This is a genomic window from Nocardiopsis sp. FR4, assembly GCF_009830945.1.
GTDB lineage: Bacteria > Actinomycetota > Actinomycetes > Streptosporangiales > Streptosporangiaceae > Nocardiopsis.
Genome location: NZ_VWVV01000015.1, coordinates 72963 through 86977, shown reverse-complemented (window position 1 = coordinate 86977; position 14015 = coordinate 72963). Strand labels below are relative to the sequence as shown.

Genomic DNA, 14015 nt, shown 5'->3' with positions numbered 1-14015 from the left:
TTAACCAACCGCTCCTTCCATCTGAAGCTCGATCAGCCGGTTCAGTTCCAGCGCGTACTCCATGGGCAGCTCGCGCGCGATGGGCTCGACGAACCCGCGCACGATCATGGCCATGGCCTCGTCCTCGTCCATGCCCCGGCTCATCAGGTAGAAGAGCTGGTCCTCGCTGACCTTGGAGACGGTCGCCTCGTGCGCGAGTTCGGCGTCGTCCTCACGCAGGTCGTTGTAGGGGTAGGTGTCCGAGCGGCTGATGGTGTCGATCAGCAGCGCGTCGCACTTGACGGAGGACTTGGCGTGGTCGGCGCCCTCCTGAACCTGCACCAGACCCCGGTAGGAGGCGCGGCCCCCGCCGCGTGCCACCGACTTGGAGATGATGGTGGAGGAGGTGTTGGGCGCGCAGTGCACCATCTTGGAACCGGTGTCCTGGTGCTGGCCCTCGCCCGCGAAGGCGATGGACAGGGTCTCGCCCTTGGCGTGCTCGCCCATGAGGTACACGGCCGGGTACTTCATGGTGACCTGGGAGCCGATGTTGCCGTCGACCCACTCCATGGTGGCGCCCTCTTCGGCGACGGCGCGCTTGGTGACCAGGTTGAAGACGTTGTTCGACCAGTTCTGGATGGTCGTGTAGCGGCAGCGCGCGTTCTTCTTGACGATGATCTCGACGACGGCCGAGTGCAGCGAGTCGGTCTTGTAGATCGGCGCGGTGCAGCCCTCGACGTAGTGGACGTAGGCGCCCTCGTCGACGATGATCAGGGTCCGCTCGAACTGGCCCATGTTCTCGGTGTTGATCCGGAAGTAGGCCTGCAGCGGGATCTCCACGTGCACGTTCTTGGGCACGTAGATGAACGACCCGCCGCTCCACACCGCGGTGTTGAGCGCGGCGAACTTGTTGTCGCCGGGCGGGATCACCGAGCCGAAGTACTCCTCGAAGATCTCCGGGTGCTCCTTGAGGGCGGTGTCGGTGTCCAGGAAGAGGACGCCCTGCTCCTCCAGGTCCTCGCGGATCTGGTGGTAGACCACCTCGGACTCGTACTGCGCGGCCACACCGGCGACCAGGCGCTGCTTCTCCGCCTCGGGGATGCCCAGCCTGTCGTAGGTGTTCTTGATGTCCTCGGGCAGTTCCTCCCAGGACGTGGCCTGCTTCTCCGTGGAGCGCACGAAGTACTTGATGTTGTCGAAGTCGATCTTGGACAGGTCCGCGCCCCAGTCGGGCATGGGCTTCTTGTCGAAGAGCCGTAGGGACTTGAGGCGGAGCTTGGTCATCCACTCCGGCTCGTCCTTCTTGGCGGAGATGTCGCGGACGACCTCTTCGTTCAGACCGCGGCGGGCCGAGGCCCCGGCCGTGTCAGAGTCGGCCCAGCCGTACTCGTAGTTTCCGAGCCCTTCGAGCTCGGGATGCGCGATAGACGTCATGCGCGGACTCCTCCTGGACTCAGACGTCCCTATGGTGAACGGACGCGGGGGTGTCGTCATCCCCGCTCGCCACGTCGCCCCGGGGGGTGACGTGGGTGGTGCACACACCGTCGCCGTGGGCGATGGTGGCCAACCTGCGCACCGGGGTGCCCAGCAGCCGCGCGAAGGCCTCGATCTCGGCCTCACAGAGTTGCGGGAACTCGGCGGCCACGTGCGCGACGGGGCAGTGGTGCTGGCACAGCTGGTCGCCGCCCCCGGGTGCGGGCGCCTGGCCCGCGGTGGCGGCGTAGCCGTCGTTGGAGAGGGCCTCGGCCAGCAGCCGGACGCGCTGCTCGGCGGGAACCGCGTCCAGCATGGGCTTGTAGCGCCGCTCCAGCTCGGCGACCTGGCTGCGGGCGAACTCGCCGACGGCTCCGGGTCCGGCCGTCTGGGCCAGGAAGCGGAGCGCGCTGGTGGCGAGGTCGTCGTAGGCGTGGACGAAGGCGTCGCGGCCCGCGTCGGTGATGGCGAAGACGCGCGCCGGCCGGCCCCTGCGGCGGCGTCCGCCGTGGGGTCGGGCGTCACGGGCCTCGATCATGCCCTCGCTGGTCAGGTTGTCGAGGTGGCGGCGGATGGCCGCCGGGGTCAGGCCGAGCCGCTCTCCCAGGGAGGAGGCGGTGATCGGGCCCTTCTCCAGGATGAGCCGGGCGACCCGGGCGCGGGTGCCGGTCTCGGCGCCGCGGTCCGGCCCGCTCAGGGGGCGGGGCGGGCTGACGCTGGATGCCTCGGGCACAGTTTCCCCTCCCTCCTCGGACTCGACTCCTGTTTTTGACAACATCAGTGTGGCGTAAATAAGTCCGCCGAGGCAAACCCGACTCCGCGGCGGGTCCATGCCCTTGGTCACGAAGGAAAGCCTTGCCTAACAGGCACTTCACGTGCCCGTCACCCTGCGGACACAACCGCGAACAGGGGTCCGATCATCCCTGGTGACCACATTCTGGGAATACGGTCCCGTCATACGGGACAGCTTCGCTGTGCGCACCCGGGTAGGGTGCTCCGCCGGCTCGGGGCGGTGAGCCGCCCCGCCGGGCCGCACGTAGACTCAGGGCCCATGGACACAGCCGCGGTCGAGGTCGTCGACCTGGTCAAGCGCTACGGCGCCACCACCGCAGTCAGCGGCCTCACCTTCAGCGCGCGCCGGGGCGCGGTGACGGCACTGCTCGGACCCAACGGGGCGGGCAAGACCAGCACCGTCGAGATCTGCGAGGGCTTCCGCCGCGCCGACGGCGGGCGGGTACGGGTGCTGGGGCTGGACCCCCTCGCCGACGCCGCCGCGCTCAAGCCCCGCGTCGGGGTGATGCCGCAGTCCGGCGGGGTGCCCACCGGCGCCCGCGCCGCCGAGTGGCTCCGGCTGATGGCCTCCTTCCACGCCAGCCCGATCGAGCCCCGCCTGCTGCTGGAGCGGCTGGGGCTGACCTCCGTGGCCGCCACCCCCTTCCGCCGCCTGTCCGGCGGCCAGCAGCAGCGCCTGTCGCTGGCGTGCGCCGTGGTGGGGCGCCCCGAACTGGTCTTCCTGGACGAGCCGACCGCGGGCCTGGACCCGCAGGCGCGCATGGCCACCTGGGACCTGGTGTCGGCCCTGCGCGAGGCGGGCGTGGCCGTGATCCTGACCACGCACTACATGGAGGAGGCCGAGCGGCTGGCCGACCACGTGGTGGTCATCGACCACGGGGCCGTGGTCGCCGAGGGCAGTCCGGCCCAGCTGACCGGGGGCCGCCGCGAGGTGTGCTTCTCCACCGACGCCCCCCTGGACACCGCGCTGCTGGAGGCGGCCCTGCCCGCGGGCAGCCGGGTCGGCTCGCAGGAGGCCGCGGGCGGCCGGCGCGAGTACACGGCCACCACCGACGACCCCGGCGCGCTGGGCCCGGACTTCCTGGCCACGGTCACCGCCTGGTGCGCCTCGGCCGGGATCCTGGCCGAGGACCTGCGCGTGCGTCGGCGTACCCTCGAAGACGTCTTCCTCGAACTCACCGGCCGGGAACTGCGCGACCAATGACCGAGCACACCTCCACCGCCTCCGCCGGCGCCACCGCTCCGTCCCGGAGCGGGGACGCCGTGCTGTTCACCCCCGCGCCCGGGGCGGCACCGCTGTGGCGGATGATCACCGCCCAGGCGGCCATGGAACTGCGGGTGACGCTGCGCCACGGCGAGCAGTTCCTGCTGACCATGGTCATCCCGGTGCTGCTGCTGGTGGGCTTCAGCCTCACCGCGGTCCTGGACGTGGGCGGGGACTCGCGGGTGGACGCGCTCACCCCCGGCGTGCTGGCACTGGCGGTGATGTCCACCTCGTTCACGGGCCTGGCCATCGGCACCGGCTTCGAGCGCCGCTACGGCGTGCTCAAGCGGCTGGGCGCGACGCCGCTGTCCCGGTTCGGCCTGCTCGCCGCCAAGACCCTGGCGGTCCTGGGCGTGCAGGTGATCCAGGGCGTGGTCCTGTGCTCCGTGGCCCTGGCGCTGGGCTGGTCGCCCGTGCCGCACCCGGGCGGCGTGCTGGCGGCGGTGGCGCTGGTGCTGCTGGCGACCGCCGCGTTCAGCTCGCTGGCCCTGCTCATGGCGGGCACCCTGCGGGCCGAGGCCACCCTGGCCGGGGCCAACCTGGTCTACGTGCTGATGCTGGGTCTGGGCGGGGTGCTGTTCCCCACCAGTTCCTTCCCCGGCCCGCTGGAGCAGGCGGCCTCGGTGCTGCCGATCACGGCGCTGAGTTCGGGGCTGCGCGCCGTGCTGGCCGACGGCTCCCTTCCCGGCGCGGGCGCGTTCGCGGTGCTGGCCGTGTGGACGGTCCTGGCGGGCCTGCTGGCCAGCCGCCTCTTCCGCTGGGACTAGGGTCCGACCGGGAACCCGGCCGGCCCGACCCGAGCACGGCCTCGCCGGGGCTCAGCCCAGGGGGATCAGGCGCCACTGCTGGTGGGCGTGGCCGCCGTCGGCGGCCTGGGCGACCAGGGCGCCGTTGTCGGGTGAGCCGCCCTGGCCCTCCAGGGCCTGTCCCGTGGCCCGGTTGAGCAGGCGCACCACCCCGGGGCCGACCTCGACGAGCGACCAGTGCTGGTTGGGCGAGCCGGTGCGGGTGAGCAGTGCCGCCCCAGGCTGGGCGGCCGGGTCGGTGGGGATCTCCAGGAGCTTGCCGCTGCCGTCGCCCTCGATCTCGTAGAAGCCGCCCTCCACGGGGATGAACCGCCACCGCTGGTTGGAGTCGTCGTGGCGGTCCCACAGGTGGACCGGGGCGCCGTTGTCGGTGGACTTGTTGGCGACGTCCATGACGCGGCCCCCGTGCACGTTCTGCAGGACGTAGAGGAGTTCGGGGTCCAGACCCGCCGGGTGGACCACCTCCTCCTCCGGCTCCTCCTCGGGCTCCTCGCTCTCCCGGGGCTCCTCGGGGGCGCCGGGCGGCTCGACGAGGATGCCCGAGACCGGGCTGAGGTCGGTCTCCTCCGCCTGCGTCCCCTCGGCGGCGACCAGTCCCCCGGTGTAGCCGCCGATGACCGCGACCAGGAACAGGGCCAGGGCCGCGGCGGCCAGGGGCCAGCGGGGGACGTCGTGGGCTCGGGCTCGGCGTCGGGACATGAGGGGGACTCCAGCGGGGTACGGGGGTGGCGGCCGCGGGAAAGGCCACGGCTCGGTCTATTTCACACCACTTGCCCCTTTGGCGCACGTTCGCGGAGGTTTCTGGGTGCCGCCGCGGAGTCGGTAGGGTCCGGCCATGGAAGCCTTCGGAGTGCCCTGGTTCGTCGCGGTCCGCCAGCTCGGACCACCGCTGCTCCTGCTCGTGGTCGGCGGCGCGCTGCTCGCGTGGCGGCGGCCGGGTCGGCCGGGACTGGTGTGGGCCGCGCTGGGAACCAACCTGGCCGCCGCGGCCCTGCCCTACCTGTGGATCGGCCTGCAGATCCTCACCGACCAGGCGGAGCGGACCGTGTACGGCCTGGTCATGACCCTCTTCCAGCCCTTGGTGGCGACGGTCGCCTGGATGCTGCTGCTGGCGGCGGCCCTGACCCGGCCGGCGGCCCCGGGCGCCCGCGCCGGACGGAGCGCGGCGGAGCGGACCGCGGACCGGGGGGAGGCGGAGAGGACGCCGGAAAACATAGGATGATTCCCCATGGGCACTCCGGACCGTTCGCAGGCACCCCTCCTCCTCCGTGTGGCGGAGGCGGTGCCCCCGGTCTGGCTGGTGCTCGTGGGGATCGTCTCGGTGCAGACCGGCGCGGGGGTGGCCAAGAGTCTGTTCGAGGCGCTGCCCCCGGCCGCGGTCGTGTGGCTGCGGCTGCTCACCTCGGCGGTGCTCCTGGTGCTGGTGGCCCGCCCGGCGCTGCGCGCCCGCCCACGCGGTGACTGGCTGGTGGTCGCGGGCTACGGGACCGCGCTGGCGATGATGAACTTCTTCATCTACCAGGCCTTCGCGCGCATCCCGCTGGGGATCGCGGTCACCATCGAGTACCTGGGGCCCCTGGCCATCGCGCTCCTGGGCTCGCGCAGCCGGATCGACGTGCTGTGGGCGGCCATGGCCGGGCTGGGTGTGGTCGCGCTGGGCCTGGAGTCGGGCTCGATGGATCCGCTGGGGGTCGCCTTCGCCGTCCTGGCCGCGGTTGCCTGGGCGGGCTACATCCTGCTGAGCGCGGCCACGGGCCGCAGGTTCAGCGGTACCTCCGGACTGGCCCTCGCCAGCGTGGTCGGCGTGCTGGTCATGGCGCCGATGGGCGTGGCCGAGGGCGGCGCGGCCCTGCTGGACTGGCGGCTGCTGCTGTTCGGCCTGGTGGTCGGGGTGCTGTCCTCGGTGGTGCCCTACACCCTCGAACTGACCGCGCTGCGCCGGATGCCGCCGAGGGTGTTCGGCGTGCTGATGAGCCTGCAACCGGCCGCGGCGGCCCTCGTGGGCCTGGTCCTGCTGGGCGAGGCGCTCACCCCGTGGCAGTGGGTGGCGGTGGCCTGCGTGATCGTTGCCAGCGCGGGCTCCACCCGCACCTCGGCAGGACGGGATGACGACGATGGGGGGGCCGATGAGGCCCCTACCCCCCTTTCGGACGAGCATCCCCAGGACCGCTGAACCGGAAACCGGTGGCGGAGACTCCGCCACGGGCGGGACCACCGCGACGCGCCCCCTTGCGGCCGGTTGGAGCATCCTGTCCGAAAGCCAGGAAAAAGACCGAAAATATCACTCTATGTTTTCGATGTGACACAAATGGTTATCAGGGCAGGTGAGTCGGTCAACTGGTCCGACCACTCACATGCGAAGGGAAAACCATGCGCACGACCGCGAAACTAATGATGACCGCTCTGTGCACCGCAGGCCTTCTCGGCATGGGCGTCGGGAACGCCTCCGCCGGAGGAGGCGGAGGCGCCGGGGACGGCGGGGCTGCAGGAAGCGGCGGGACCGCCGCGGGCGCTGGGGCCGCCGGGGGCGCGGGAGCCCCCGCTGGAGCTGGAGGTGCCGGAGGCACCGGAGGCATCGGAGGCGTCGGAGCCGCTGGTGGAGCCGGAGGCGGCGGGGGCGCCGGGGGCGCCGGAGCCGCTGGTGGAGCCGGAGGCGTCGGAGCCGCTGGTGGAGCCGGAGGCGGCGGAGCCGTCGTCGTCGGCGGCAACTACCAGCCCTGCCTGAACAAGCCGCAGTCGCTCGGGGAAATCAACCTGAACCTGGCCCTGGTCAACCCGTGCATCGTCAAGCACTAGGGTCGCCCGACACCGGGGGAGCCCGCCTACAGGCGGGCTCCCCTCCATTCGCCACTGGACGGCGTCGGCACGGGTGACGAGGCCAGGGGGCGCGACCGGACCCCACAGCGATGTACTACAGTCTGTCGTATGTCTGTTGCCCCGGCCTACGCGGCGTCCGCCGCGACCACGCCTCCCCCGCTCGCGGCGGAGGACATCGTCCTTCTCGGAGTCCCCCTGTGGGGCTGGCAGATCGTCGTCGCGGCGGCCGGAGTCCTGGCGCTGGTCCTGCTGGCGCGCACCATCTGGAACCCCACCCGGCGGTCGCTGCGCGCCTGGGCCCTGGGCAACATCGTGGTCAACGCCGGGATCGCCGTCACCGGCGCCACCGTGCGCGTGACCTCCTCCGGGCTCGGCTGCTCGGAGTGGCCCAAGTGCACACCCGAGAGCTTCGTCCCCGTGGACACCGGGCACGCCGCGTTCAACGCCGCCGTGGAGTTTGGCAACCGCACGCTCACCTTCATCGTGCTGGCCGTCGCCGTCATCACCCTGGTCGCGGTCCTGCGGACCCGGCCGCGCCGCCGCGACCTGCTCCGGCTCGCCGCGATCGTCCCGGTCGGCGTCCTGGGCCAGGGTGTGGTCGGCGGCATCACCGTCTGGAGCGACCTGCACCCCGCCTCGGTGGCGGCGCACTTCCTGCTGTCCATGGTGGTGGTCTTCGTCACGGTGGCGCTGTACGTGCGCTGCCGCGAACCCCAGGGCAGGCCCCAGGTGTCCGCGGGCCCCATGCTGCACGCGCTCAGCATCGGCCTGCTCGTGGTCGGCTTCTTCCTGCTGGTGGCCGGGACCGTGGTCACCGGCACCGGTCCGCACGGCGGCGACGCCGCCGCCCCCCGCTGGGCCTTCGACCTGCCCGCCGTCACCCGCCTGCACTCGGCGCTGGCCTGGCTCACCACGGCGGGCGCCGTCCTGGCCGCGACCATCGCCTTCCGCGGTGAGGCCCGCCGCCCGGTCCGCGTGAGCAGCCTGTTCCTGCTGGTCACGGTGGTCCTGCAGGGCGTGCTCGGCTACACCCAGTACGCTCTGGGGCTACCCGAGGCCCTGGTGGTCCTGCACGTGCTGGGCTCAACGCTGACCTGGGTGGCCATCTGCCGCCTGTACTTCTCCACCACCCGCCTGGTGCCGCCCGGCCAGGAGCTCAGCGAGGACCCCGCTGACCGCCGTGACGCGGAGTCTGCTCCTGTTGGGCCCGCGCCTGGGCGATGACGTGCGCGAAGTCGGACCGGCGCAGGAAACCCGAGTCGGTGGGGCTCTCCGCCCAGCCGGGGGCCACCGGCTGAGGCAGCCGCCCCAGGAAGGTGTCCCTGGCCACGTGCATGAGCGCCAGGAAGGAATCCCGGTGCACCTTCCAGTCGCGGCGGACCAGACCGGCGTCCATCCTCTGGTGCAGTAGCGCCAGCTCGGTCGCGGCCAGCTGGTACTCCCGCATCGACTCGCGGCCCCTGCGCCCGGCGTTGCGGGCCGCCCACTCACGGGCCTGGCGGCGCCCCTTCAGGGAGCTGAGCATGGTGATGTCGGCCGGGGTGACCAACCCGGTGGGGACGTAGGGCGGCAGGTAGCGGGCGATCGCGCCGATCTGGCGCTGGCGGTCGCGGGCGGCCAGCGCGAGGACGCCCATGAGCACGCCGAAGAGCACCATGTAGGCCGCGGCCAGGCCGTGCCAGCCGAAGTAGGTGGACCCGTTCCACATGCCGTGCAGCAGCACGGCCGCCGCCCAGCCCGCAACCGGCGCCAGCAGGCGCAGGCAGCCGGTGCGCATGGCGGCGTAGGCCACGCCGATCCCGATCATCGCGGTGTAGATGGGGTGCCCGAACGGGGCCACCAGCCCCCGGATGGCGAAGGTGGCCACCAGGGTCCCGTCGAAGAACGCGCTGAGGAAGTACAGGATGTTCTCGGTGAAGGCGAAGCCGGTTGCCACCATCCCGGCGTAGATCACCCCGTCGGTGAAGGTGTCGAGTTCGTGGCGGCGGCGCCAGAGCAGGATGAGCAGGACCGCGCCCTTGGCGCTCTCCTCCACCAGTGGGGCCACCGCCGACGCGGCCAGGAAGTCGCCCGCCTCCTGCCCGAACAGCGGCACCGTGACGTGGGCCAGCCCCCAGCTGTTGAGCAGCAGGGAGGCCACCACGGCCACACCCGCTCCCCAGGCGAAGGCGAAGAACAGCACCCATCCGGGTTCGGGCTCGATGCGGTCGAGCATGAGGATGAGCGGAACCAGGATGCACACCGGGATGACCGCGGCCACCAGGCTGATGCCGAAGCCGAGCCCGCCGTCGATACCGGCGGCGGCCCCTCCGGCCAGGGCGAGCAGCCAGAGGTAGACCAGCATCCCGGCCATGCAGAGCACGCTGAGGGTGGTCCCCAGGATGAGGGTCATCGAGTAGCGGGAGCGTCGGCCTTGGAGGATGGCCTTACTGTCGAGACGGGGCATGGGCACCGATCGTAGCGGGAGGCCCGGCCAGCACGGTTCCGGCCCCCGTTCCGGACGGAGGCGGGTGCGCGCCTCGCCCCGGATGGGGCAGGATCGTAGTCCCCGCCACGAGAGGCGCGCTTTTCCCAGGGAAGGGACCGCAGCATGGAGCGAACGACCGCCACCCCCGCCACCCCCACGGGCGCGCTGTGGTTCCTGCGCGTCGCCGTGCTCTTGCACCTGGCCGCGATCCTGTGGGAGGGGGCGACCGCCGGACAACTGGTCACCTTCAACACCGAGGCACTGCCCCTGCACTACTACGGGGCCTTCGGCGTGCACACGGCGGCCGCGCTCCAGGTGCTGGCAGCGGTCCTGTACTGGCGGGGTTCGGGGCTCGGTCCGGGTCCGGCCCGCACGGTCCTGCTGGTCAGCCTGCTGGCGTTCGGCTTGGGCTTCCCACAGGCGACCCTGGGCACCTACGGGCCCCTGCAGGTCCACGTACCGCTGGCCCTGGTGCTGACCGGGACCGCGGTGTGGGCGACCGTGCTGGCCTGGCGCAGGAACTGAGCGCCGGAGCTGGCCCCGGGGAGCGCGCCGCCCCCTGGGGGCGGGGAAGCGCGGGCCTCAGCCCAGCGCGTTGGCGATCAGCGGGTCGACGGTGACCGCCACGAACAGCAGCGCCAGGTAGGCGTTGGACAGGTGAAAGAAGCCCATCGTCTTCAGTTGGGCGCCGGTGACGCCGGCGCGGGAGCGCTGGAGCAGGCGGTGCGCCTGGAGGACCAGCAGCGCGCCCAGGGCCAGGGCCACCGCGCCGTAGAACCAGGTGGTGCCGGCCACCGGCCAGAAGACGAGCGAGACCGCCACGGTGGCCCAGCTGTAGAGGACGCACTCCAGGAGCACGCGGCGGTCGCTGGCCACCACCGGGAGCATGGGCACCTTGGCCTGCGCGTAGTCCTCGCGGTAGCGCATGGCGAGCGTCCAGGTGTGCGGCGGGGTCCAGAAGAAGACCACCAGGAACAGCACGAACGGCGCCCAGTCCAGGCTGTCGGTGACCGCGGCCCAGCCGATGAGCACGGGCATGCAGCCCGCGATGCCGCCCCACACGACGTTCTGCGCGGTGCGCCGCTTGAGCAGCATCGTGTAGACGAAGATGTAGAACAGGATCGCGAAGGCCGACAGCGCCGCCGAGAGCGGGTTGACCAGCGCGGCGAACCCGACCGTGGAGCCCACGGCGAGCACGAGCCCGTAGGTGAGGGCGCCGCGGGGCGTCACCAGTTCCATCGCGCCGGGGCGTTGGCGGGTGCGACGCATCTCACGGTCGATGTCGCGGTCGATGTAGCAGTTCATGGCGTTCGCGCTGGCCGCGGACATGGTGCCGAAGACCAGGGTGGCCACCGCGGTCCACAGCGGCGGCACCCCTCCGGCGGCGACGAACATCACCGGGATGGTGGTGATGAGCAGCAGCTCGATGACGCGGGGCTTGGACAGCGCGACGTAGGCGCGGACGCACTGGCCGAGGGAGGCCGTGCGGGCGGCCTCGGGCCCGGCGCCGTCCGGGTTCGTTCGCGGAGCGCGGTTGACCAGGGCCATCAGTACCGCGTCCCCACTGCCGGACGGCTCGCTCGCGCCCCCGCGGGGGTCGCCGGCTCGGTTTCAGACACGCGGATACCTCGACAACTCTAGGGGTCTCGACACTGCTCGCCACGCGGGGTAGAGCGGACCGACAAAGCGTCAGGATCGGCGGAAACCCCGTCAACGACATACTGTAGTACTTCCTCGCGGGGACCGTGGACCAGCCCCCTCGCCAGTGAAACCCCCTGGTCCCGGGGTGGTACGCCGTGCTGGGGCCGCCGGGCGCACAGCAGGCTCGCGCCCGCCCCCGCACTCCCCCAGCCTGCCACGCGCCGCCCCCTCCTCCGACGGCGCCCCGGGAACGCACGGAGGGTGCCGAACCCATTGCCATACGGAGCCGACATAGCCGAGATCACCGTGCTACCAGCCAGTAAGGGGAGGTGTCGGCCAACGACATCTTCGGCGCCGAACGATAGGCTCGAACACGGCCGGACTCGTCGTGGTTCCCAGGCCGCGACGGCCGTCGTACGGGGGATGCCGGAGGTGGCGTGTCCGCCTGTCCCGGGCAGCCGGGCGCGGACCCCATCCCCTCGCGTTCTCCCCGGTCCCGCCGCGCGGCGGCGGGGTGCCCGGCGGCGGCAGACCAACGCAACCGACACACCACCCCGCGCCCCGGCCTCCGGGCGCCGGGGGTGCCCGAGAAGGAGAACGAAAGTCCGTGAGCACCCACACCCCGCAAACCCTGGAGTGGTCGGACCTCGACCTCCGTGCCGTCAACACGGTCCGGGCGCTGGCGATGGACTCGGTCGAGAAGGCGGGTAGCGGCCACCCCGGCACCGCCATGAGCCTGGCGCCCGCCGCCTACCTCCTCTTCCAGAAGGTCATGCGACACGACCCCTCCGACCCCGAGTGGACGGGCCGGGACCGCTTCGTCCTCTCGGTCGGCCACTCCAGCCTCACCCTGTACATCCAGCTCTACCTCGCCGGGTACGGGCTGGAGCTGGAGGACCTCAAGAGCCTGCGCCAGTGGGAGAGCCGCACGCCAGGCCACCCGGAGTTCAGCCACACGCCCGGCGTGGAGACCACGACCGGCCCGCTCGGACAGGGCTTGGGCAACGCGGTCGGCATGGCCATGGCCGCCCGCCGCGAGCGCGGCCTGTTCAACCCCGAGGCCGGACCGGGCGCCAGTCCCTTCGACCACCACATCTACGCGTTCTGCTCCGACGGCGACGTCCAGGAGGGCGTGAGCCACGAGGCCAGCGCGCTGGCGGGGACCCAGAAGCTGGGCAACCTCATCATGGTCTGGGACGACAACCGGATCTCCATCGAGGACGACACCCGCATCGCCCACTCCGAGGACGTCGCCGAGCGCTACCGCGCCTACGGCTGGCACGTGGAGGAGGTCGACTGGACCGCCACGGGCGAGTACGTCGAGGACGTCGAGGCCCTGTACCAGGCGATCCTGCGCGGCAAGGCCGAGACCGAGCGCCCGACCTTCATCCGCCTGCGCACCATCATCGGCTGGCCCGCGCCCAACAAGCAGAACACCGGCGCCATCCACGGCGCGGCCATCGGCGCCGAGGAGGTCTCGGCCACCAAGGCGATCCTGGGCCTGCCCGACGAGCCCTTCGCCGTGGAGGACGAGGTCATCAAGCACACCCGCCGCGCGGTCGAGCGGGGCCGCGAGGCCCGCGAGGCCTGGGAGGTGGAGTTCCGGGCCTGGCACGACAGCGCCGGCGAGCACGCCGAGCTGTTCGACCGCCTGGTCGAGGGCCGCCTGCCCGAGGGCTGGAAGAAGGAGGTCCCCTTCTTCGAGCCCAGCGAGAAGGGCATGGCCACCCGCAAGGCCAGCGGCGAGGTCCTCTCCGCCATCGCCCCGGTGCTGCCGGAGCTGTGGGGCGGCTCGGCCGACCTGGCCGGGTCCAACAACACCACGCCCAAGGGCGAGCCCTCCTTCCTGCCCTTCGACCGCGCCAGCGGCATGTTCCCGGGCAACCCCTACGGACGCGTGCTGCACTTCGGCGTGCGCGAGCACGGCATGGGCTCGATCCTCAACGGCATCGCCCTGCACGGCCCCACCCGCCCCTACGGCGGCACGTTCCTGGTCTTCAGCGACTACATGCGCCCCGCGGTGCGCCTGGCCGCGATCATGCAGCTGCCGGTCACCTACGTGTGGACGCACGACTCCATCGGCCTGGGTGAGGACGGCCCCACCCACCAGCCGGTCGAGCACCTGTGGGCGCTGCGCGCCATCCACGGCCTGGACGTCGTCCGCCCGGCCGACGCCAACGAGACCGCCGTGGTGTGGCGCTCGGTGATCGAGAACGGCGACCGTCCGACCGCGCTGGCGCTGACCCGGCAGAACCTGCCCGTCCTGGACCGCGAGGAGTACGCCTCCGCCGAGGGCGCCGTGAAGGGCGGATACGTGCTGGCCGAGGCCGACGGCGGCGCGCCCGAGGTGATCCTCATCGCCACCGGCAGTGAGGTGCAGATCGCACTGGAGGCCCGCAAGGTCCTGCAGGAGGCGGGTACGCCCACCCGTGTGGTGTCCATGACGTGTGTGGAGTGGTTCGAGCGCCAGGACCAGGCCTACCGCGACCAGGTGCTGCCGCCCTCGGTGCGCGCACGGGTCTCGGTGGAGGCCGGGATCGCCATGGGCTGGCGCGCCTACGTCGGCGACGCCGGCGAGTCCGTCAGCCTGGAGCACTACGGCGCCTCGGCCCCCTACCAGGTCCTGTACGAGAAGTTCGGATTCACCACCGAGGCCGTGGTCGAGGCCGCTCGCAAGAGCCTCGCCAAGGCCGGAAGCTGACCCGGCGGGCCCGCCGGGAACCCCGGCGGGCCCGGTGTGCGACCAGGGGCGGCACCGTTTCCGCCCCGAGGAAGG

13 protein-coding genes are annotated in these 14015 nt (G+C 72.0%); 7 read left to right on the top strand and 6 right to left on the bottom strand.

What is annotated here, in order from left to right:
* A complete protein-coding gene (gene sufB, locus FYW95_RS15925) occupies positions 1-1413 on the bottom strand; it encodes a Fe-S cluster assembly protein SufB (RefSeq protein WP_159943686.1) in 1413 nt (470 codons plus the stop codon).
* 19 nt (positions 1414-1432) lie between these two features.
* Entirely contained in the window at positions 1433-2185 is a 753-nt protein-coding gene (locus FYW95_RS15920; protein ID WP_159943687.1) for a helix-turn-helix transcriptional regulator, read from the bottom strand.
* A 318-nt stretch (positions 2186-2503) separates the two neighbouring features.
* Between FYW95_RS15920 and FYW95_RS15915 the strand changes: the two genes are divergently transcribed.
* Together FYW95_RS15915 and FYW95_RS15910 are read left to right on the top strand one after the other, a co-directional pair.
* Positions 2504-3448, top strand: a complete 945-nt coding sequence (locus tag FYW95_RS15915; protein WP_159943688.1) for an ABC transporter ATP-binding protein — start codon at positions 2504-2506, stop codon at positions 3446-3448.
* Entirely contained in the window at positions 3445-4275 is an 831-nt protein-coding gene (locus tag FYW95_RS15910) for an ABC transporter permease (RefSeq protein WP_159943689.1), read from the top strand. Before FYW95_RS15915 ends, FYW95_RS15910 begins: the two co-directional genes overlap by 4 nt.
* Before the next feature lie 51 nt (positions 4276-4326).
* On the opposite strand, the gene FYW95_RS15905 is transcribed toward FYW95_RS15910, so the two are convergent.
* Positions 4327-5013, bottom strand: coding sequence for an RICIN domain-containing protein (locus FYW95_RS15905; RefSeq protein WP_159943690.1), 687 nt, complete (start codon positions 5011-5013; stop codon positions 4327-4329).
* A 136-nt stretch (positions 5014-5149) separates the two neighbouring features.
* Here FYW95_RS15905 and FYW95_RS15900 point away from each other — a divergent pair, with 136 nt between their 5' ends.
* Positions 5150-5536 (top strand): hypothetical protein, encoded by a 387-nt coding sequence (locus FYW95_RS15900; protein WP_159943691.1) that lies wholly within the window; start codon positions 5150-5152, stop codon positions 5534-5536.
* A gap of 6 nt (positions 5537-5542) precedes the next feature.
* Complete coding sequence (locus tag FYW95_RS15895; RefSeq protein ID WP_159943692.1) at positions 5543-6487, top strand: EamA family transporter; 945 nt, start codon at positions 5543-5545, stop codon at positions 6485-6487.
* 215 nt (positions 6488-6702) lie between these two features.
* Here the strand turns inward: FYW95_RS15895 and FYW95_RS15890 are convergent, their stop codons facing one another.
* Positions 6703-7107 carry a hypothetical protein gene (locus FYW95_RS15890; protein WP_160050457.1) on the bottom strand — a complete coding sequence of 135 codons (405 nt, stop codon included), beginning with the start codon at positions 7105-7107 and terminating at the stop codon, positions 6703-6705.
* A 132-nt stretch (positions 7108-7239) separates the two neighbouring features.
* Here FYW95_RS15890 and FYW95_RS15885 point away from each other — a divergent pair, with 132 nt between their 5' ends.
* Complete coding sequence (locus FYW95_RS15885; RefSeq protein ID WP_159943694.1) at positions 7240-8355, top strand: COX15/CtaA family protein; 1116 nt, start codon at positions 7240-7242, stop codon at positions 8353-8355.
* Here FYW95_RS15885 and FYW95_RS15880 read toward each other — a convergent pair.
* Positions 8288-9577 carry a PrsW family intramembrane metalloprotease gene (locus FYW95_RS15880; RefSeq protein ID WP_159943695.1) on the bottom strand — a complete coding sequence of 430 codons (1290 nt, stop codon included), beginning with the start codon at positions 9575-9577 and terminating at the stop codon, positions 8288-8290. The genes FYW95_RS15885 and FYW95_RS15880 overlap by 68 nt on opposite strands.
* 144 nt (positions 9578-9721) lie before the next feature.
* Here FYW95_RS15880 and FYW95_RS15875 point away from each other — a divergent pair, with 144 nt between their 5' ends.
* Positions 9722-10123 (top strand): hypothetical protein, encoded by a 402-nt coding sequence (locus FYW95_RS15875; RefSeq protein ID WP_160050456.1) that lies wholly within the window; start codon positions 9722-9724, stop codon positions 10121-10123.
* Positions 10124-10180: 57 nt separating this feature from the next.
* Here FYW95_RS15875 and FYW95_RS15870 read toward each other — a convergent pair whose 3' ends face one another.
* Positions 10181-11146 (bottom strand): heme o synthase, encoded by a 966-nt coding sequence (locus tag FYW95_RS15870; RefSeq protein WP_159943697.1) that lies wholly within the window; start codon positions 11144-11146, stop codon positions 10181-10183.
* A 700-nt stretch (positions 11147-11846) separates the two neighbouring features.
* Here FYW95_RS15870 and tkt point away from each other — a divergent pair.
* A complete protein-coding gene (tkt, locus tag FYW95_RS15865; RefSeq protein ID WP_159943698.1) occupies positions 11847-13940 on the top strand; it encodes a transketolase in 2094 nt (697 codons plus the stop codon).
* The last annotated feature ends 75 nt before the right edge of the window (positions 13941-14015 follow it).

Bases quoted from the DNA above. Each gene is read 5' to 3' on its own strand.
- sufB (WP_159943686.1), bottom strand. From the start codon at position 1,413: ATGACGTCTATCGCGCATCCCGAGCTCGAAGGGCTCGGAAACTACGAG.
- FYW95_RS15915 (WP_159943688.1), top strand. From the start codon at position 2,504: ATGGACACAGCCGCGGTCGAGGTCGTCGACCTGGTCAAGCGCTACGGC.
- FYW95_RS15910 (WP_159943689.1), top strand. From the start codon at position 3,445: ATGACCGAGCACACCTCCACCGCCTCCGCCGGCGCCACCGCTCCGTCC.
- FYW95_RS15905 (WP_159943690.1), bottom strand. From the start codon at position 5,013: ATGTCCCGACGCCGAGCCCGAGCCCACGACGTCCCCCGCTGGCCCCTG.
- FYW95_RS15900 (WP_159943691.1), top strand. From the start codon at position 5,150: ATGGAAGCCTTCGGAGTGCCCTGGTTCGTCGCGGTCCGCCAGCTCGGA.
- FYW95_RS15895 (WP_159943692.1), top strand. From the start codon at position 5,543: ATGGGCACTCCGGACCGTTCGCAGGCACCCCTCCTCCTCCGTGTGGCG.
- FYW95_RS15885 (WP_159943694.1), top strand. From the start codon at position 7,240: ATGTCTGTTGCCCCGGCCTACGCGGCGTCCGCCGCGACCACGCCTCCC.
- FYW95_RS15880 (WP_159943695.1), bottom strand. From the start codon at position 9,577: ATGCCCCGTCTCGACAGTAAGGCCATCCTCCAAGGCCGACGCTCCCGC.
- FYW95_RS15875 (WP_160050456.1), top strand. From the start codon at position 9,722: ATGGAGCGAACGACCGCCACCCCCGCCACCCCCACGGGCGCGCTGTGG.
- FYW95_RS15870 (WP_159943697.1), bottom strand. From the start codon at position 11,146: ATGGCCCTGGTCAACCGCGCTCCGCGAACGAACCCGGACGGCGCCGGG.